This is a genomic window from Sorangium sp. So ce887 (genome assembly GCF_051521455.1).
Lineage (GTDB): Bacteria > Myxococcota_A > Polyangia > Polyangiales > Polyangiaceae > Sorangium.
Genome location: NZ_CP150354.1, coordinates 1,179,155 through 1,198,605 on the forward strand (window position 1 = coordinate 1,179,155; position 19,451 = coordinate 1,198,605).

At 73.1% G+C, this 19,451-nt stretch carries 10 protein-coding genes; 4 read left to right on the plus strand and 6 right to left on the minus strand.

Annotation, left to right across the window (positions count from 1 at the left end; all coding sequences use genetic code 11):
* Positions 1 to 231: 231 nt before the first annotated feature.
* On the plus strand, positions 232 to 1,272 hold the full coding sequence (locus WMF36_RS04520) for a DMT family transporter (protein WP_437578379.1): 1,041 nt from the start codon (positions 232 to 234) through the stop codon (positions 1,270 to 1,272).
* Positions 1,273 to 1,483: 211 nt separating this feature from the next.
* Positions 1,484 to 2,590, plus strand: coding sequence for a response regulator (locus WMF36_RS04525; RefSeq protein ID WP_437578380.1), 1,107 nt, complete (start codon positions 1,484 to 1,486; stop codon positions 2,588 to 2,590).
* 28 nt (positions 2,591 to 2,618) lie between these two features.
* Here WMF36_RS04525 and WMF36_RS04530 read toward each other — a convergent pair whose 3' ends face one another.
* Positions 2,619 to 8,204 (minus strand): AAA family ATPase, encoded by a 5,586-nt coding sequence (locus WMF36_RS04530; protein WP_437578382.1) that lies wholly within the window; start codon positions 8,202 to 8,204, stop codon positions 2,619 to 2,621.
* A gap of 245 nt (positions 8,205 to 8,449) precedes the next feature.
* Here WMF36_RS04530 and WMF36_RS04535 point away from each other — a divergent pair, with 245 nt between their 5' ends.
* Positions 8,450 to 10,090: a GMC oxidoreductase gene (locus WMF36_RS04535; protein WP_437578383.1), complete on the plus strand. Its 1,641-nt coding sequence runs from the start codon at positions 8,450 to 8,452 to the stop codon at positions 10,088 to 10,090.
* A gap of 6 nt (positions 10,091 to 10,096) precedes the next feature.
* Here WMF36_RS04535 and WMF36_RS04540 read toward each other — a convergent pair whose 3' ends face one another.
* Both WMF36_RS04540 and WMF36_RS04545 read right to left on the minus strand, forming a co-directional pair.
* Positions 10,097 to 11,569 (minus strand): DUF1552 domain-containing protein, encoded by a 1,473-nt coding sequence (locus WMF36_RS04540; RefSeq protein ID WP_437578384.1) that lies wholly within the window; start codon positions 11,567 to 11,569, stop codon positions 10,097 to 10,099.
* Positions 11,570 to 11,573: 4 nt separating this feature from the next.
* Entirely contained in the window at positions 11,574 to 13,313 is a 1,740-nt protein-coding gene (locus WMF36_RS04545; RefSeq protein ID WP_437578386.1) for a DUF1592 domain-containing protein, read from the minus strand.
* 556 nt (positions 13,314 to 13,869) lie between these two features.
* On the opposite strand from WMF36_RS04545, the gene WMF36_RS04550 reads away from it, so the two are divergent.
* On the plus strand, positions 13,870 to 15,411 hold the full coding sequence (locus tag WMF36_RS04550) for a right-handed parallel beta-helix repeat-containing protein (RefSeq protein WP_437578387.1): 1,542 nt from the start codon (positions 13,870 to 13,872) through the stop codon (positions 15,409 to 15,411).
* A 28-nt stretch (positions 15,412 to 15,439) separates the two neighbouring features.
* Here the strand turns inward: WMF36_RS04550 and WMF36_RS04555 are convergent, their stop codons facing one another.
* From WMF36_RS04555 to WMF36_RS04565, 3 genes are all read right to left on the minus strand, one after another.
* Positions 15,440 to 16,717, minus strand: coding sequence for an AgmX/PglI C-terminal domain-containing protein (locus tag WMF36_RS04555; protein WP_437578388.1), 1,278 nt, complete (start codon positions 16,715 to 16,717; stop codon positions 15,440 to 15,442).
* A 91-nt stretch (positions 16,718 to 16,808) separates the two neighbouring features.
* On the minus strand, positions 16,809 to 17,540 hold the full coding sequence (locus tag WMF36_RS04560; protein ID WP_437486892.1) for a response regulator transcription factor: 732 nt from the start codon (positions 17,538 to 17,540) through the stop codon (positions 16,809 to 16,811).
* Entirely contained in the window at positions 17,537 to 19,366 is a 1,830-nt protein-coding gene (locus WMF36_RS04565; RefSeq protein ID WP_437578389.1) for an ATP-binding protein, read from the minus strand. Before WMF36_RS04565 ends, WMF36_RS04560 begins: the two co-directional genes overlap by 4 nt.
* Positions 19,367 to 19,451 lie beyond the last annotated feature (85 nt).

The following is a 19,451-nucleotide window of genomic DNA, read 5'->3' on the forward strand; positions in this document are numbered from 1 at the left end:
CGGGCGTACAGGGTGAGACATGCCCCGCATCGCATCATCCGCATCCGCCGCGACGGATCTTCTGTCACCAGCCGGAATCTTCTGTCTCCCGGCGAAGCCTTCATGGCATCCTCTCCAGCCTGGGGGAAAGATGACGCGCGCCGCGGCAAGCTCGTCCCGCGCTTGATCGGGGGCGGGTGAGCCAACCGCGCTGGCGGCATGGGAGCACCCAGCCAGGGAGCGAGCCAGTCCATGCCGACCAGCGATCCGTCCAAGCCACCTGGAGAGCGCCGCGCCTCGGCCGGCATCCACGCCGCGCTCTTCTTCGCGACACTCGCCTTCGCGTCGCTCTCCGTGGAAGGCAAGCTCGCGATGAGCCCGCCTCACGATGTCTCGCCCACCGCCCTGACGATGGCGCGCTTCCTCGGCGGGGCGGTGGTCTTCGCCGGCGCGCACCTCGCCCTCCGGACGCCGCGCGTCGCGCGTCGCGCGGACGCGCTCCACCTCGCCGTGCTCGCCTTCTTCGGCGTCGTCTGCAACCAGGCGCTCTTCCTCGTCGGCCTGCGCATCACCTCGGCCGTGTCCGCGACCCTCCTCATCGCGATGATCCCGGTCTTCACCGCCGCCCTCGCCGCCCTCACCGGCCGCGAGCCGTTCTCCCGGCGCGCCGGCGTCGGCACCGCGGTCGCGCTCTTCGGGGCCGCCATGCTCACCGGCTTCGCCGTCCCGCGGCTGGGCGACTCGTTTGCGCTCGTCTATGCCCTCTCGACCGCCATCTACGTCATCTACGCGAAATCGGCCCTGCAGCGCCTCGGCACGGTCACGGTCATGGCCTGGGTGTTCGGCTGGGGTACACTCATGTTCGCGCCGGTCGGCGGCGTCGCCCTCGTCCGCGAGGCGCCCTCGTGGTCCCTGCCGGCGGCCCTCCTCGTCGCCTTCTGCGTCCTCGTGCCGACCGTCATGGCCTACGCCGTGAACGCCTGGGTGCTCCGCCGCGCCTCGCCGACGCTCGTGGCCATCTACGTCTTCCTCCGGCCGCCCCTGGTCGCCCTGCTCGCCTGGATCCAGCTCGACGAGGCCCTCTCGACGCGCATCGCGGCCGCCGGGCTCGTGCTCCTCGCCGGGGTCACGATCGTGGCCACCGCGCCCAGCCTGCTCGCCGGCGCCGCGGCGCCGCCGCCCCCCGACGACGGCGCGCCCGCCCGGTCACACAGCCTGGCGCTCCTGGCCGCGAATCACGGGACCCCACACCCGAGCCAGCAGCCGGCCGGCAGCGGCTCCATCAAGACATGAGCCGCCGAGCCCACAAGTCGCGTGCGACTCGCGCCCTCGTCGCAAGGCCGAGCAAGCCGAGATTGCGGGCGATCGCGCCCGCGAGGTAACGCGCTTGACAGCCGAAACCGGGTACGTGACGATGCGGTCGAAGTCAGCGACGACGCGTTAACGCACTCACGCCGGGGGGAACGGCAGCGCTCCCACGCAGGCGCTCAGGGGAGGTGAAGGGATGGGGACCGAGCAGCCGTCGCCCGGGCTCGTGCTCGTTGCCGACGACGTACTCGTGAACCTCGAGGTGCTCTCAAGCACGCTTGAGTCGGCTGGGATCGAGGTCAGCATCGCGACCGACGGCCCCATGGTGCTTGAACGCCTGGAATACGAGACTCCCGACCTCATCCTGCTCGACGTCACCATGCCGGGCATGACGGGCTTCGACGTCTGCGAGCGGCTGAAATCGAGCCCGGCGACCGCCGATATCCCCGTCATCTTCACCACCGCGCACGCCGCGATGTCGGACAAGCTGCGCGGGTTTCGCCTCGGCGCGGTCGACTACGTGACCAAGCCGTTCGAGCGCGACGAGCTCCTCGCGCGCGTGAAGACGCAGCTGGCGCTCCGGCGCGCCCTGACGTCGCTGGCCAGGAAGAACGCCGAGCTCGAGAACGAGATCGAGGTGCGCGCCGCCGCACAAACGGAGTTCGTCCGGCTGGCCGACGAGCTGGAACGGCGGGTGCAGGAGCGGACGGAGGCGCTCGCCCGGGCGGTGGCGGAGCTCGAGCGAGCCAAGGAGTCGCTCGAAGAGACGGTGGCGCGGCGCACCCGCGAGCTGCAGCGCGCGAACGAGCAGCTCGAGCGCGAGCTCGCCGAGCGAGCGGCGCTCGAGGAGGCCCGCTCCGCGCTCCAGGCGCAGATCATCGCGGCGCAGGCGGCGAGGCTGGCCGAGCTGTCGACGCCCATCATCCCCATCAGCGACCAGATCCTGGTCATGCCCCTCATCGGCATGGTCGACGAGGAGCGCGCGCAGGGCATGGTCGACGCGGCGACGATGGGGGTGAGCGCGCGCAGGGCGGCGGTCATGATCCTCGACATCACCGGCGTGTCGCGGGTCGACGCGCGCGTGGCCGAGGCGCTTGTGAGGGCGGCTCGAGCGGTGCGCCTGCTCGGCGCGCGGGTCGTGATCACCGGCATCCGCCCCGAGGTCGCGCGGGAGCTCGTGGCGCTCGGCGCCGAGATGACCGAGATGGTGACGCAGAGCACGCTCCAGGGCGGCATCGCCTACGCCATGAGCAAGACCGGCTCGCAGCCGCGCCGCGCGGCCAACTCCGCGGCGCGCGGGTGACGCGGCCGCTCCGGCGGCGCGCGGGCGATCACCTCGATGCGGCGCGGGTCTCGGGCGCTGCCGTCGCCGGCGCGGGGTCTGCGGCAGCGCGGAGGAGCTCGCGCAGCCGGTTGACCTGAAAGCCCTTCGCCAGACCGCGCAGCTCGTCGAGGAACGGGGCGAAGCGCGCGTCCTCGCGCTCGAGCCGCTCGAGCTCCAGGAGCAGACCGCTCATCCGGCCTCGGTTCACCAGGTCGAGCAGCCCGGCGAGCGTCTCCGCGGACGGCGGCGCGGGCTCCGCCGCGCGCGGCGCAGGCTCGGAGCGCGTCGACGCGATGCCCACGTGGGCTTCGAGCTGCGGCGCCGCGGCGGCCGGAGCGGCGCTCGCGTCCGCGAGCGGCACCTCGAACTCGAACACGCTGCCCTGCCCGAGCTGGCTCTCGACCCGGAGCGCGCCGCCCATCTGCTCCACGATCCGCCGCGTGATCGCGAGCCCGAGGCCGGTCCCCTCGACCGGCGCGCCCTCGGGCGGAACCTGCTCGAACGGCTCGAAGATCCGCTCGAGGTGCTCGGGCGCGATGCCGGGGCCCGTGTCCTCCACGCGGAAGCGGACCGGCCGCGGCGCGCCGGCCCTCGATTCCCTCGGCTCTCCTGATTCCAGGAGCGCCTCGCCCGCCGTCACGCGCAGCACCACGCGGCCGCTCTCGGTGAACTTGATGGCGTTGCCCAGGAGGTTGAGCAGCACCTGCATGAGCCGCTTCTGGTCGGTGATCACGGTCCCGAGCGCGGCGCCCTCCTGCTCGAACAGGAAGGCCAGGCTCTTGGCCTCGGCGCGCACCTGGCAGATGCCGAGCACCGCCTGCACGAACGAGGGGAAGTGCACCTCGTCGGGCGTGAGGCTCAGCTTGCCGGCCTCGATCTTGGCGAGGTCGAGCACGTCGTTGATCAGCGTGAGCAGGTGCTCGCCGGACGACTGGATGATCTGCACGGCGCGCAGGTGCCGGGGCGATAGCCCCTCCAGGCGCTGGAGGATGTGCGCGTAGCCCAGGATCCCGTTGAGCGGCGTGCGCAGCTCGTGGCTCATGCTCGCGAGGAAATCGCTCTTGGCGCGGCTCGCCGCGTCGGCCGCCTCCTTGGCCGCCTTGAGCTCGGCGGTGCGCTCCTCGACCAGCTGCTCCAGGCGCTGGTGCGAGCTCGAGAGCTCGCTGTACAGGGCGGCGTTCTCCACGGCGGTCGCCGCCTGGGCGGCCAGGAGCGAGACCACCTGCACCCGCGCCTCGGGGAAGGCGCCCGAGACGCCCGCGTGCTCCAGCACCATCACGCCGAGGAGCCGCCCCTGATGGAGCAGCGGCACGAGCAGCAGCGAGGCCGGGCCGCGGCGCTCGAGGTAAGGGTCGTCGTCGAAGCGCCCGTCGCCCCCGTCGCGCCCGAGCACCAGCGGCTCGCGGCTGCGCGCCACGTAGCGCACGACCTCGGCGGGCAGGAGCGCCGAGCTGAGGGCCGGCTCGTCGCGGTGGAGCGTGATCCGCTCGGGCTCGACGGTGAGCTCCGCGCGCACGACGAGGCGGTCGCCGCGCGAGAGCACCAGCACGGCGCGCTCGGCGCCGGCGTTCTCGGCGAGGAGCCGCATCATGCGCGCGATGAGCGAGTCCGGCTCACGATCGCTGGCCAGCGCCTGGGCGGCCTTGAGCAGCGAGACAACGTCGAGCTGGCTGCCCGCGGGGCCCGGCGCGGTCGCCGTCCTGCGCGACGGGGGCGCCGCGGCGCCCGCCGGCTCGGCCCGGCCCGGCTCAACCACGGAGGTCCGGTCCGGCTCGGCCACGGAGAACAGCGCGGGGTGCCTGCGGCGCAGGACCGCGGCGGCGGCGGTGGCCTCCCAGCGCAGGTAGGCGCCGTGCGCGTCGCGCAGGTAGGCGCGCGCCATCCGGGCGCGGCCGCGCGCGAGCAGGTACTCGCCCGCGAGGCGCAGGCCGAGGGCCTCGCCGCTGACGAAGCCCTGCCGGTGGGCGTGCTCGATGGCCTCGTCGTAGAGGCGCTCGGCGTCCTCGTGTCGCCCCGCGGCCTGCGCCTCCCCGGCCTCGGTGAGCAGGAGGGCGTGGCGGAAGGTCGCCGGGTTGAACGCCGCCAGCCTGGCGAGGCGCCCGCGCTGGGCGGCGAAGGCGGCGCGGACGTCGCGGTCCTCGTCCGCGGCACCCGGGGCCCCGGCGGGCGGCAGCGCGGCGCCGAGGATCGTCAGGAGCTCGAGCGCCCAGAGGACCGGCGGGTTGCACCAGCCGGCCGTCCACTGGGCGCTCGCCTCCGCCGCGAGCCGCAGCGCCTCGCGATCCTCGCCCAGGTGCACGGCGGCGAACGCGGCGGCGCCGAGCACGATGACCTGCATCATCGCCGAGCCGGCCGGGAGCGCGGCGACACGGCGGATCGCCGCGCCCGCGTCCGGCTCGTCCGCCTGGGCGAGCAGGTGATGGACGGCGCGGCACGCCGGGCCGCTCTGGCCGGCGATGCGGTCCCTCCAGGGCCCCGCGGGGATCGGGCAGCTCGACAGCCGCGCCCCCGCGGCCATCCGGGCGGCGGGGAGGATGATCTGGCTGACCTCGCTGTGGGTGATGGCCCCCTCGCGGGCGCCGAGCTCGGGCACGTCGCGCCAGCGCTCGTGGACGGCGGCGAGGTCCGGGTGCACGAACTGGCCGGCGAGGTTCCCTGTGTGGAGGGCGCCGGCGAGGAGCAGGCCTTCGACCGATTGCGCGGCGTACACAAGCTCGACGCACCGGGCCCCGAGGGGCAGCTCCTGGAGCACGCCCGTGAGCACGACCGCGCTCATGCTCAGCCCGTAGGCCGCGCGCGGATACAGCCCGTGCAAAAAGGCGATCTCGGGCATCGCGAAGATCAGGCTCGGCGCGAGGGACGGCTCGCTGAGCGCCGCCGCCGTGATGGAGGCCCCGATCAGCTCGCCGGCCACGCGGGCGACCGGATCGGCGCAGCAGGGCAGCGCGCGGAACGACTCCGGGCTCATCGCCGCGATCAGGGGGGCGATGCGCGCCGCCTGGGCGGCGAAGAACGCGGCCAGCGCCCCGGGCTCGCGCGGGAACGACCAGCCGAGCTCCGCGAGCGCGGCGAGCCCGACGCCGAGGCCTTCGGGGTAGCGCCCGGCGACGGTGAGCAGCGGCACCTGCGAGAGCGCCACGCGCCCGCGCGCGACAGCGTCCGCGGCGCTCTCCCGGCACGCCGCGAACAGCCGCTCGCCCGCCTCGGGTTGCCCGGCGAGCCACTCGGCCTCCGCGAGCGCGAGCAGGATCTCGAAGCGGAGCGCCGGGGCGCCGCCCTCGGCGGCCGGGGCGTCGCCGAGGAGCTCGCGGGCTGTTTGCAGGAACCGCACCGCCTCGGCGTAGGCCGAGGCCGCCTTCGCCCGCAGCCCGCCGGCGAGGCAGCGATCGGCCACCCGGCGCCGCTCGGCCGGCTCGGTCAGGCGCTCCGCGGCCCGGAGGTAGTGGTCGAGGAGCGCGAACAGCTCGGCGTCCCCCCCGTGCTCCGACCAGCGCCGATCGAGCTCGCGCGCGAGCGCGAGGTGGAGGTCGAGGCGCTCGCCGTGCCCGAGCAGCTCGTACGCGGCCTGCTGCACCCGGTCGTGCACGAACGCGTACGCCTCGCCCTCGCCCTCGCCTGCGGCCACCAGGAGCCCCTCGTGGAGCAGCGCCTCGGCTGCCCTCCGCACCGCCTCGGCCGGGAGCCCCGCGGCGGCGCTCACCAGGGAGGCCTCGAAGCCCGCCCCCACGCACGCCCCCGCGGCCAGCGTCCGCCGGGGCTCCTCGGGGAGGCGGCCCATCTTCGCCGTCAAGAGCGCCACGACGTTGTCCGTGACGGCGGCCCGCTCGATGCGCTCCGCCTCCCACCGCCACTTGCCCGTGGCGAGGTCGCGCGAGAGCAGCCGCTGCTCGTGCAGCGCCAGCAGGAACTGCGCCACGAACAGCGGGCTGCCGTCGGTCTTCGCCCGCACGAGCGAGCACAGGGCCTGCACCTCGTCGCCGGCGCCGTGCAGCATGTCGTCGACCATCCCGACGAGCGCCTCGTCGTCGAGCGGCCCGAGCGCGTGCACCGCCGCGCGCCGCCCGCTCGCCCGGGCCGCCTCGAGCAGCGCGCGCAGCGGGTGCGCCTCGCCCACCTCGCCGTCGCGGTAGGCCCCGAGCAGCAGGAGGTGCTTCATCTCCGGGTCGGTCGCGATCGCCTCGAGCAGGGCCAGCGACGGCGCGTCGGCCCACTGGAGGTCGTCGATGAACAGCACGAGCGGGTGCGCGGCGCTCGCCGTCGCGCGGACGAAGCGCTGCACGGTGAGCTGGAAGCGGTGCTTCGCGTCGGCCGGGCTCACCTCCAGGAGGGCCGGCGGCTCGCCGAGGATGCGCGCGAGCTCCGGCGCCATGTCGACGAGGATGCGCACGTTGGGGCCCAGCGCGGCGCGGCAGGTCTCGGCCCAGCCATGGAGCGCCTCCGCGCTGTCCGAGAGCCTGCGGCGCGCGATGGCGCGGAAGGCCTGCGCGAGCGCCGCGTAGGGGGTGCCGCGCTGGAGCAGGTCGAACTTGCCGGGCGCGAAGAGGCCCCCGGCGAGGCGCGCCTCCTCGCGCAGCGCCCCGGCGAGCACCGATTTGCCGACGCCGGACGGCCCGGAGAACAGCGCGAGCTCGGTCTCGCCGCCGCGCGCGCGCTCGAGCGCCTCCCGGAGCGCCTGCTGCTCCCGCTCCCGGCCGACGAGCCGCGACGGCCTCCGGATGCGGTCCTCCCAGTCGCGCGCGCCGAGCGCGAACGGCCGGATCGCGCCTGTCTCGCGGAGCTCCTCGAGGGCGCGCTCCAGGTCGCACGCCGCGCCGTCGCCGGTCTGGTAGCGCTGCTCCGGGCTCTTCTCGAGGAGCCGCATCACGACGGCGCTGATCGCCTCGGGGATCCGGAGCGCCGGCGCGCGCTCGTGCGGCGGCGGCGGCCTCCGGGCGATGTGCGCGTGGATCAGCGAGAGCTCGTCCGTCTGCTCGAAGGGCAGCTTGCCCGTCAGCATCTGGTAGAGCGTGCTGCCCAGCGCGTAGAGGTCCGCGCGCGCGTCGAGGCTGCGCTTCATGCGGCCGGTCTGCTCGGGCGCCATGTAGGCGAGCGTCCCGATGGCCGCGCCATCGGCCTCGGCGGCGTCGCCGGCCGCCGCCCGCCGCGTGGCCAGGCCGAAGTCGATGAGCCGCACCTGGGAGCGCGCTGCGTCCACGAGGATGTTCTGCGGATTGACGTCGCGATGGATGATGCCCCGGCGGTGCAGCTGCCCGAGCAGCCGGGCGAGCGAGGCGCCGAGGCGCAGCACGGTCTCGACCGGCAGGGGCCCGCTCACCAGGGCGAGATCGAGGGAGCAGTCCCCCCAGCGCTCGAGCACGAGGGCCACCCCGGCGCCGTAGGGCACGAGGTCCAGCGCGCGGGCGCTCCCGGGGAGGTCGAGCTCGCGGAGCAGCGCGTGCTCGCTGCGGAGCCGGTCCACGACCTGGTCGTCCGGCAGCTCGTGGCGCGGGATCTTCAGCACGACGGCGGCCCGGGTGCTCAGGTCGACGCCGGCCACGACCCGCGTCTCCGCGCCGGTGTACAGCACCCTCCCCAGCCGGTAGTCCATCGGCATCCATTCATCTTCGCCGAAGTCCCGCGCCGTGTGTCGCTTTCCTGCGGCCCAGGCGAGCATGGGCGGCCGGCGGAGCGCTGCTGGAGATTGGCCCTCCACGGTACAGCCTGCCTTCGCCGCCCTAGATCCCGGGTTTGCAGGTGGATCGGGCGTACGGAGCGGCTACCAGATGAACCCGCTCGTGGCTCCGGTGGGCGCCGGAGACCGGTTGAACCATACTCCGCGCCGAGAAGCAGGTGCGTACAATGGACTTCGACGTCGACTTCGCGATCGTGGGCTCCGGCTTCGGGGGCAGCGTCTCGGCGCTGCGCCTCGCCGAGAAGGGTTACAAGGTCACCGTGCTCGAGTGCGGCAAGCGCTGGGGCAAGGAGGATTTCCCGAAAACCAACTGGAATGTCCGGAAGTTCCTCTGGGCGCCCAGGCTGCTGTGTTACGGAATCCAGCGGCTGACCCTGCTCCGCGACACGCTCATTCTCTCGGGCGCAGGCGTGGGGGGCGGCTCGCTGGTCTACGCCAACACCCTCCTCGTGCCACCGCCTGAGGCCTTCGCCAGCCCGGGCTGGCCCGCCGGCACGAGCTGGCGTGACGAGCTGATGCCCTTCTACGAGACCGCGAAGCGCATGCTCGGTGTGACCGCGAACCCGAAGCTCTGGCCGGCGGACCATCAGCTCCGGCAGATCGCCGACGAGATGGGCCGCGCGGACACGTTCCACGTAACCAACGTGGCCGTGCTCTTCGCGAAGGAGGGCGAGCAGGAGGGGCAGCGCGTGCCTGACCCGTTCTTCGGCGGCGAGGGGCCGGAGCGCGCCACGTGCGTCCACTGCGGCGGCTGCATGGTGGGCTGTCGCTTCGGCGCCAAGAACACGCTCGATCTCAACTACCTTTACCTGGCCGAGAAGAAGGGTTGCACCATCCAGCCCGAGACCATGGTCACGGCCATCGACGCGCTCCCGGGCGGCGGCTACGAGCTCACCCTGGAGCGCTCCACCGCGGTGTTCGGCAAGCGGCGACGCACGCTCCGGGCGCGCGGGGTGGTGCTCAGCGCCGGCGTGCTCGGCACGGTGAAGCTCCTGCTCGAGGCGAGGGCCGAGGGCCGTTTACCGCACCTCTCCGGGCAGCTCGGCAACTACGTGCGCACCAACAGCGAGGTCATCCTCGGCGTGACCGCCAGGGACGACCGGGTCGACTACTCCCGTGGCATCGCGATCACGAGCGGCATCTACCCGGACGAGCGCACGCACATCGAGCCGGTGCGCTACCCGGCCGGCTCCGACGTGATGGGCGCGCTGGGCACCGTGCTCACCGACGACGGGCCGGGGCTGCCGCGCTGGCTGCGCTGGCTCGGCCGGCGGCTGCTCCACCCCATCGACCTGATCTTCGGGCTCCTGCCGTTCAAGTTCGCGAGGCGCTCCACGATCCTCCTCGTGATGCAGACGGTGGACAACTACATGCAGCTCGTCTGGAAGCGCGGCGGCATGACCACGCACAGGCCGCCCGACCAGCCGAAGCCGCCGGCGTACATCCCCATCGCCAACGAGGTCGGCAGGCGGCTCGGCGTGCTGATGAACGGCACCCCGCGCAACGCCATCAACGAGGCCGTGCTCAACGTCCCGACCACCGCGCACATCCTCGGCGGCTGCGCCATCGCCGACAGCCCGGAGCGCGGGGTGATCGACCAGCGCAACCAGGTGTTCGGCCACGAGGACCTGTATGTTGTCGACGGCTCGATGGTGCCCTCGAACCTGGGCGTGAATCCGTCGCTCACCATCACCGCCATGGCCGAACGGGCGATGAGCAAGATGCCCCTCCGGCGCGACAACCCCGCCTTCTCCGCGTCGTCCCGGGTGCTCGAGGCGGCGGCGTCCACAGAGCACGTCCACCGCTGAGCAGGCCTACGGCAGCTCCGCCAAAGGGCCCTTCTTGTACGCTGTGTCGTTCCCGAAGTGCGCGTCCTCCTGGCCGAAGGCGCGCAGGATCGATGTGTACACGTTGTGCATCGAGACGTCGGTCTCGTACTCGGCCTCTGCGGGGTCCGCGCTCGCGCGCTTGTCGTAGTTGACGTGCCGGCCGCCCGGCCACCTGCCGCCTGCCTTGCCGGCGAGCAGGACGGGGATATCGCGGGGCGAGTGCCCCCCTCCGCACCCGAACTCGCTCGTGAAGAGCACGACGCTGTTGTCGAGCATCGTGCCGTCGCCCTCGGGGGTGCTCTTCAGCCCGTCGAGCAGGCGCGCGAAGATCTCCATGCGCCAGCTGCGGTTCGCGAGGATGGTCGCGCGCCAGTCCTCGAGCTTGTCGGGCTCCGCGCCGCTCGGGCCGACATCGAGGCCGGCGTGGCCGAGGCTGTGGCCGAGGTCGGTGGTGTAAGGCTGAGGCAGCCAGCTCGTCAGGACGTCGGCGATCTGGAGCGTGGCGACGTGCGTGAGGCCGCAGCGGAACCCGTGCAGCAGGATGTCGACCATGAGGGGCGCGACCTCCTTGATCCCTCCCCCCGTGTAGGATCCATATCCCTGGTACACGGGCGCGCCGCCGACATCCGGCTTCGTGCAAGCCGCCAGGTTGGCGACGCCCTCGAGCTTCTTCTCCAGGCCCCGGATGTGCTCGGCGTGCGCGTCGAGCAGGTGCCTGTCGGCCGCGCTCACGCGCCCCTTCAAGGTCGCGAGCTGCTCGCTCACGCCGTCGAGCACGCTCTTCCGCTGAGCGCGGATCCGGAGCTGTTCGGGCGTCGGACCCGAGCCGGACTCCGTCACGTCCTTGAAGAGCCGGTCGAACGCGCTCGTCGGGTCCTTCTCGGTGGACACCTGCTCCCCCGCGGCGCCGTACAGCGGCTCTCCGTAGTTGTGCCCGTCGACCATGAGATCGATGGACGAGAACGGCGTCGGTCTCTCGCCGGCGAGCCGCTGGGCGATCACCTGATCGATCGACGGGCCGAGCGCCCTGGCGTCGTCGCCTCCCGAGGTCGTGTCGGCGCAGGTGAGCACGGTCGCGTTCGAGCAGCCGTGGTGCCCGCCGTAGTCTCCCTGGACGCTCCCGGCGGCGTCGTCGACGCCGCGGAGCAGGGTGAGGTCGCCCTTGTGGTCCTCAAGGGCGGCCATCTCTTCGCCGAGGACCTCGAGCGCCTGCCCCTCGCCGCCTGGGGCCCAGAGGTCGAGCAGGCTCCAGGCGCCAGGCTTCCACGGATCCCCCTTCGCCCCGGAGGAATGCCGAGACGTGATCGTGCCCCCGTGGCTGAAGAACACGATGAATCGCCTGGCCCTGCCGTCCGCGGCCCACACGTCCCCGTGCGTCGCCTCGAGGAACGGCAGCGCGATGCACAGGCCGGTCGCGGTTCGGAGGAAGTTCCTTCGGCTGAAAGCGGCGCGGTTCATGGGCTCACTCCTCGGCTTGGCGCAGGTGCAGGAAGGCGTTGCTCGTCGCGAGGGCGACGATGAGGTCACGCAGGCTGCCGCCGCTCTCGGGCGCCGGCGTGGCCGCCTCGATCGACGCGAGATCCTGGTCGATGGGGACGCGCCGCAGCGCCGTCTGGAAGAAGTGCCGCGTGAGGCAAGCGCGCGCCGCGGCGCTCGCCGCGAGGGCCGCCGACATCTCGACGCCGCCGTCGACCTCCAGGGCCACCCCGTCCGGACCGAGCGCAGGGAGGCTGCCGCGCGCGTCGATGTCGAGCGTGTACGGGCTCTCTGCGCCCCCGCCCGTCTCCTGCGCCTGCCAGCGCCCGAGCGCGTCGTAATGATCGAACGCGAAGCCGATCGGGTTGATGGCCTTATGGCAGCTCACGCAGGTGCCGCTCGACGTCTTCGCCTCGACATCCTGGCGGATCGTCCGGTGCACGAGCGCGCCGTTCTCCAGGGCGGCTCCGCCCTTGACCGGCACGTCGCTCGCGTTGGGCGGCGGAGGGCCGAGGGGGCGGCAGAGCACCTGCTCCAGGAGGTACGCGCCGCGGCGGATCGGCGATTTGACCTCGACGCTCCCGAATACGCTCAGGAAGGCTGCCCGCGTGAAGATCCCCGCGCGCTGATCGCCGGGCAGCGAGACCCAGGCGAACGTGCTGTCGTCCGGGGGGCCCTCCACCCCGTAGAGCGCGGCGAGGGGCCCGTTCACATAGGCGTCTGTCGTCGTGAGCAGCGTCTCGAAGCGGCCGTCTCCCTCGAAGATCACGCGCTCCGCGAGGGCCTCGATCTCGGTGCGCATGGCGGCGCGCAGCGCGGGCGAATCCTCGGGATAGATCTCGGCGCTCTTCGGCGCGTTCTCGAGCGAGGCGTGCTTGTTCGTACCGTCGAGCTCGAGCCAGTCGGCGAAGAAGCGTTTCGCCGTGGCCCGGGCGCGGTCGTCCGCGAGGAGCCGCTCCGCTTGTTCGCGCACGCCCTCCGCCGTGTCGAGCGCGCCGGACTCCGCGGCGTCGAGCAGCGCGTCGTCAGGCGTCGTGTTCCACAGGAAATACGACAGGCGCGCCGCCCGCTCCCAGCCCGTCAGCGGGCGGACGCCGGAGGCGAGCGCCTCGCTCCCGTCCCCCTCGCGGCCGAGCTCGACGAAGTAATAGACGCTGGGCGACTGGATCATGGTCTTGAGCACGACCAGGAGGGCGTCCTCGAACGACTGCTCCTTCCGCGCCCGGGTGTACTGGTCCTTGAGCATCGCGACCTCGGCCTCGTCGAGCGTGTGCCGGAAGGCGCGACGCCCGAACGTCCGCACGAAGCTGTCCACGCACGCGGTGTCCTCCGCGCCGCTCGTGTCGCACGGGAACACCGGTGTCCCCCACGACGGGCGTCGCGCGACGATCGCCTCCGCCGCGGCGTTGAGCTTGTCCACGGCGAGCAGCGAGGCGACCTCTCCCGTGTCCGGATCCAGGTCCAGATCGAGCGCCGGATCGCCGAACAGGTCGCGCATCGAGCGCGTGAATTGCTCCGGTGTCATCCGGCGCATCCTCGCTGGCGCGACGTCGACAAGCCCGCTGTCGCTCGGGGACCCGTCGCGGTCGCCGCCGAGGCAGCCTGAGGTCAGGCCGGACGCCGCGAGGACGACCGCGCCGGCGAGCGCCGTCCCTCGCCGCCCGGGCGCGGCGAGGAGATCGAGATCTTCGATGGATTTCACGCCGTTCGGCCTCGTTCGCTTCATGGCTTCAGTCCTCGATTCTCCCAGGAATGTTCGAGCCGTGCTGTTTGGCGCGTTCGTCGGGCTCGCCGAAGATCGGTATCGAGCGCTCGCCGAGCCGGGGCTCGTCTTCGTCGTGAATAACTAGCGAGCTCCTCGGTGAGATCCAACTCATAGGCCACATGGGACTCATGCGCCAGGTGCATAGTGCATGTCATCGCCTCGGATAACGTGAACAGCGGCGGATGAAGAGAGCCGCCAAGGCGTCGAGCACGCCAAGAGGGCCAAAAAATTCTCTTCCTGGCGTCCTCGGCGTCTTGGCGGTTCAAACGCTTCTCGCAGAAGCACCGCTATGTCCAATGTAAGGAATGCACCGCCAGCAAGGCTTCGCGGACGCGGCGTCGGGCCCGAGCTCGGATTACATCCTGCTACCTGAAGCGCAGGATCTGCGACAACAGCAGTGTTCGGTCGGATGACAACGGACGTAGGCGTGTCATCTTGCCTCACCGGGGCAAGAATGCCTCACCGCGGTATTGTAAAATTCCAGTGGAACTTTTCAATGAATGAGGAGGACGCTTCTGTGAGAGTTCGAGCCTGCTTCACCGGGTTGCTCCTCGTCGCCGGCTGCACCGGCGAGCTCGGCGGAACGACGGATGACGGCACGGATTGGGGCCCGGTGACGCTCCCGCCGCCCGTCAACATCCCTCCGGTCAACATCGATTGCACCCACGTCGGGAGCGGCAAGGACTACCAGGTCGGCCCTGGCAAGGAGTTCGAGGCGATCGGCGACGTGCCGCTCGAGTCGCTCGTCGCGGGCGACACGGTGCGCGTCTTCTGGCGCGCCGAGGGGTACCGCGAGAAGATCATGCTCGGCGGCCAGGGGACGGCGGAGCAGCCGATCCGGCTCTGCGGCGTCTCGGGACCGAACGGCGAGCTGCCGGTGATCGACGGCGAGGACGCCACCACCCGGCCCGAGCTCGATTTCCCCTTCGACGGCCACCAGGTGAGGGGGCTCATCGTCGTCGGGCACAAGCACGACGACCCGTACGATCTCGGACCGAGCCACATCACGATCGAGGGGCTCGAGATCAAGAATGCCTCGACGCCCTTCGGCTTCACCGACAAGGCGGGATCGGCGGCGCCCTACGCGCGCAACGCGGCCGGCGTCTTCGTGGAGCGCGGCGACCACGTGACCGTCCGCGGCTGCGAGGTGCACGAGAACGCCAACGGCCTCTTCATCGGCACGGCCGGCGGGGACATCCTCACCACGAACGTGCTCATCGAGTCGAACTACATCCACGACAACGGCAGCCTCTCGGATTACAACGAGCACAACGTCTACAACGAGGCGTCGAACGTCATCTATCAGTTCAACCGCTTCGGCCCCACGCGCGGCGGCAACGGCAACAATATCAAGGAGCGCTCGGCCGGCGTCGTGATCCGGTACAACTGGATCGAGGACGGCGCCCACCTGATCGACCTCGTCGACGCGCAGGAGGCGACCGACTCGGTCGCGATGCCGTCGTTCCACGAGACCTTCATCTACGGCAACGTGCTCCTGCGCACCGGCTACGGCCCGTCGATGATCCACTATGGCGGGGACAGCGGGCAGACCGAGTACTACCGGAAGGGCACGCTCCGCTTCTTCGCGAACACCGTCTTCGTCAAGAACGAGACGTACCTGGATTACGAGCGCTCTGCGGTGTTCGAGGCCTCGACCAACGACGAGCGGATCGACGCGCGCAACAACGTGTTCGCCAGCAGCCACGAGCCGACGTCCCTCCGCGCGGTCACCTTCCTCGGGGACCGCGACGACGTGGCGTCCGGGGTCCTCCTCCTCGCCGGGAACTGGGTGAGGCAGGGGTGGACCGCGTTCGACCCCGTGCCGGGCCCGAGGCTGCTCGGGCGGGTGGACGGCCTGGACAGCTCGATCTTCGGCGTCGACCCGGCGTTCGCCTCGGCGGCATCCCACGATTTCATCCCGGCCACGGGCGCGCCGCTCATCGGCGCCGGCGCGGCGCTCGACGGCCTCCCCCCGGTCGACCACCAGTACTCGCTGCACCAGCAGGCCGAGCCGCGCAACGACGGCCCGACGCTCACCATCGGCGCGTTCGCGCAGTAGCCACCCGCCGCGGGCGCCGGTGCCTCGCTCAGTCGCCGGGGGAGAACTCGATCGGATAGACGACCGTGGTCTTCTTCCCGATGCCCGGGAACGTCAGCGCCCTCGTCGCAGCCACCATGCACTTCTCCAGGGTCGCGTCGCGCAGCGTCGACCTGGCCTTGTCGACCGCGGCGTCGGCCACCGTCCCGTTGCCCAGGATCGCGAACGTGAGCGGGACCGACCCCGCCGCCGCCGGGCTCCGCGCGACGAGCTCCTCGTAGCAGACGCGGTAGCGGCCGAACGAGCCCCGCACCACGGCCTGGATCTCCGCGGGCTCGAGCTCGCTCGGCAGCGGCACCGCGACCGGCCCCGCGGGCAGCTCCGCCATCGCGGCGAGCGCCTCCTCGACCGCGGGGAGCTGCGCCTGGCGCGGCGCGGCGATCAGGATCGCGGGCGGCGCCCCGCCGCGCTCGCGCACCGCGATGAGCCCCTCCCCCTTCTCGAGCCGCGCGACGATGTCCGCCGAGGGCAGCGGCAGCTCCGCGTCGTACCGCGCGGGGATGCGCTGGTTGCCGAGATCGAAGTAGAAGACCGCGAGGCTCGACCCAAGCAGAGGCCGGGCGGCCGGGATCTGGGCCCAGCCGTCGGTCCGGGACGACGTGTGGTCGATCGCCACCTGGTCGTCGCAGCGCGGGCAGGCCTCCTGCCGGAGCGCGCGGATCGCGGTCGGGAGCGCGAACGTCCTGAGGCGCTCGCTCACCTCCCGGCTCCCGCCGAACGCGAACACGCGGATCGTGAGCTCCCGGGGATCGGACTCCGGCACGGGGAAATACCGCGCGAGCGCGCGGGCGAACGGTGACGCGAGCCTCGCATCGATCGGCTCCTCCGGCAGCGGCATCTCCTCGCTGCCGGTGACGAGGAGGCGCAGGCGCCCCTCGGCGGCCTTCTGGAACGACCAGGGCTCGCCGACGGGGTGATCGCCGAGGAGCGACTCCACGGCGGCGATCGCGGCCTCCCGGTCGCCCTCCGCCTCGAGCACCCGGCTCATCGCGAGCCTCGCCTGATCGCGCTGATCCGGCGCCAGCGCCGGATCGGCGAGCACCTCGGTGAGCGCCTGCCGCGCGGCGGCGATCTCCCGGCCCGCGTCGAGCCTGCGCTCGGCCTGCTCGATCGCGAGCGAGATGTCGGGGCGCCTGTCGGTGCCCGCGGAGATCTCGACGCGCACCTCGGCGCCCGGCGCGGTGGTCTCCGGGCCCTCGACGCACGAGGCGAGGAAGAGCAGGCCGAGGGGGATGGCGGCGGCGGCGCGGTGATGGATCGTGTTCATGGCGATTCGTGTCCTCCGGCGCGCGGCCCGCTTGCGGCAGCGCGTGAGAGGCATTGTGCGCGCTGCCCTTGTTGGCTCCGTCCTCGCCATGTCACCGTTCTGTCTCCGGCGCCGGAGCGCGCGTGAAGCGGTAGCCGGCGCCGCGCACGGTCACGAGGTGCCGCGGCGAACGCGGGTCGGGCTCGAGCTTCGCGCGCAGCCGGTTGATGAAGTTGTCGACCGTGCGATCGGTGCCGAAGTAGTCCGCGCCCCAGACCGCGTCGAGGATGCGCTGGCGCGGCAGGAGCGCGCCCTCGCGCTCGACGAAGAAGCGCAGGAGCTTCATCTCGAGCGCCGTGAGCTCGACGGGCGCCCCGCGCCGCTCCACGCGGTGGGCGCGGAAGTCGACGACGACCTCCGCGAACTGCACGACCGCGCGCTCGGCGTCGCCGAGCCGCCGCCGCCGGAGCGCCGCGTCGACGCGGGCGAGGAGCTCGGACACGCCGAACGGCTTCACGATGTAGTCGTCCGCGCCGAGCCGGAGCCCCCGCACCCTATCCTGCTCCTCGCCCTTGGCGGTGACCATCAGGATGGGCAGGTCGGCGTCGTGCCGGCGGAGCTCCTCGCAGATCTCGAAGCCGTTCATCTCGGGCAGCATCACGTCGAGCAGCACGAGATCGGGCCGCGCGGCGAGCGCCATCGAGAGCCCCTCGGCGCCCGTCTTCGCCACCTCGACGCGGAAGCCCGCCGAGCGCAGCGTCTTCTGGAGGCCGAGGCGCAGCGTCGGGTCGTCCTCGACGACGAGGACGGTCTCCAGCCTGCCATGGGGCGTCTTCTCGGTCATGGAGTCGGCTCCTTCGGTCCTGGGATCCACAGGGTGAACGCGGCGCCCCGGCCCGGCTCGCTCTCGACGCGGGCGCTGCCGCCGTGCGCGCGGGCGACGTGCCGGACCAGCGACAGCCCGATGCCGCTGCCCGAGACGGCGTGGCTCAGCCGGTCGTCGGCGCGCTCGAACGGCTCGAAGATGCGGCGCTGGTCGCGCCGGGCGACGCCCGGGCCGCGGTCCTCGACGGCGATCCCGACGCCGCCCCGCTCGCGCGCGACGCGGACGCGGTAGGGGGCGGCGAGCGGCGCGTACTTCAGGGCGTTGGCGAGGAGGTTGTCGACCGCGAGCTCTATCTGGCCCGCGTCGATGCTCGCCTCCGCGGCCGGGTCGAGATCGCGCTCGACCCTGGGCATCTCCGGGTTCCGCTCCTCGAACCTGTCGATCGAGGCCGCGACCGCCTCCGCGACGCGCGCCGGGGCGCGATCGGCGGCCGCGCGTCCGGCCATCATCCGGCTGAAGCCGAGCAGCCGCTCGACGGTCTCGCCGAGCCGCCGCGACTCGCGCCCGAGCGCCTCGAACACCTCGCGGTGCTCCTCCGGCGCGAGCCGCCCCTCCTCGAGCAGCTCCGCGAGCATGCGCACCGACGCGATCGGCGTCCGGAGCTCGTGCGAGACGGCGGCGACGAAGTCGGTGCGCAGCTCGCTGGAGCGCCGGGCGGCGCGCATGCGCGCGAACAGGAGCGCGGCCAGCCCGAGGGCGAGCGCCGCGGCGGCGGCGCCGACGCCGACGAGCAGCCGCTTGCCCCGCGCCGCGTGCCGCGCCACGGCCGCCGGATCCGCGGGCGAGAGCCGCACGACGAGCTCGGGCGCGATCGACAGGAGGGCCGCGGGCGCGCCGCCGAGCTCGGGCGCGGCGGGCGCCCGACCGGCGGCCCCGGCGAGGACGTCGGCGCGCACGTCGGGCGGCACCGGGCCCGCGCCGCCGCGGAGCCAGCCGGCGAGCGAGCCGGCGTGGATCACGAAGCCGGCGGAGCGCCCGTCCGGGAGCGCCCGCAGCGTGCCCGCGGAGGCGCCCGCGCGCCACGAGACGAGCCCGCGCGCGTCGGGGCGCGCGCGCAGCTCGGCGTCGAGGCCTCCGCGCCGGAGCTCGGCCACGAGCGCGTCCCGCTCCGGGCGCGGGGCCGCGAGGGCCGCGCGCGCTCGCTCGCGCGGCTCGCCCGAGAGCGCGGCGTCCACCTCGATCGCGGCGGCCTGTCGCTCCGCCTCGGAGAGCCCCGCCGCGTGCGCCTCGAGCCACGCGGCGACGGCGGGCTGGTCGACGTCGACGGCGCGGCTTTCCGCGGCGTCGAGCGCGAGGACAGGCCAGAGCCACCGCCCCGCGGGCGACCGGGCCTCGGCGCAGCGCGCGAGGAAGTCGCGGCGCGCGCCGGCGCGGCCTTGGGCGTCCGGCCCGGCGGCGGCGCGGGCCAGCGCGGCGCACCCCTCGGGCGCGGGCGCAAGCGGCAGCGCGGCCTCGGGCGGCAGCAGCACGGAGCGATCCGGCGCGAGCAGCACCGGCGCGGAGAACGGCGGCGCGATCCCGGCGAGCGCCGCCGCGGCGGCCTCGGGGGCGCCGTCGATCGGGAGGGCGGCGAGGGCGGCGGCGGCGCTGTCGGTCTCCTGGTCGAGCGCGCGCGACAGGCGGGCGGAGGCGGTGGACAGCCCGAGCGCCACCTCGCGGCGGGCGCCGTCGGCCTCGTTGGCGAGGGCGCGCAGGCCGAGGACGCCGACGCAGATCGCGGGGACGCTCGCGGCGGCGGCGAAGAGCGCCCAGTCGCGCAGCCGGCTGGCCCGAGGGGAGAGCACGGGCGCAGGATCGCACGGGAAGGTCACCGGGATGTCACCGGTCGGGAGAGGTGAGCGGCCCGCTCGCCGGCACCACCGCGGCTCT

What these genes read in the sequence shown, in the direction of transcription:
- WMF36_RS04520 (WP_437578379.1), top strand. Translation starts at nt 232, where the DNA reads ATGCCGACCAGCGATCCGTCCAAGCCACCTGGAGAGCGCCGCGCCTCG.
- WMF36_RS04525 (WP_437578380.1), top strand. Translation starts at nt 1,484, where the DNA reads ATGGGGACCGAGCAGCCGTCGCCCGGGCTCGTGCTCGTTGCCGACGAC.
- WMF36_RS04530 (WP_437578382.1), bottom strand. Translation starts at nt 8,204, where the DNA reads ATGCCGATGGACTACCGGCTGGGGAGGGTGCTGTACACCGGCGCGGAG.
- WMF36_RS04535 (WP_437578383.1), top strand. Translation starts at nt 8,450, where the DNA reads ATGGACTTCGACGTCGACTTCGCGATCGTGGGCTCCGGCTTCGGGGGC.
- WMF36_RS04540 (WP_437578384.1), bottom strand. Translation starts at nt 11,569, where the DNA reads ATGAACCGCGCCGCTTTCAGCCGAAGGAACTTCCTCCGAACCGCGACC.
- WMF36_RS04545 (WP_437578386.1), bottom strand. Translation starts at nt 13,313, where the DNA reads ATGAAGCGAACGAGGCCGAACGGCGTGAAATCCATCGAAGATCTCGAT.
- WMF36_RS04555 (WP_437578388.1), bottom strand. Translation starts at nt 16,717, where the DNA reads ATGAACACGATCCATCACCGCGCCGCCGCCGCCATCCCCCTCGGCCTG.
- WMF36_RS04560 (WP_437486892.1), bottom strand. Translation starts at nt 17,540, where the DNA reads ATGACCGAGAAGACGCCCCATGGCAGGCTGGAGACCGTCCTCGTCGTC.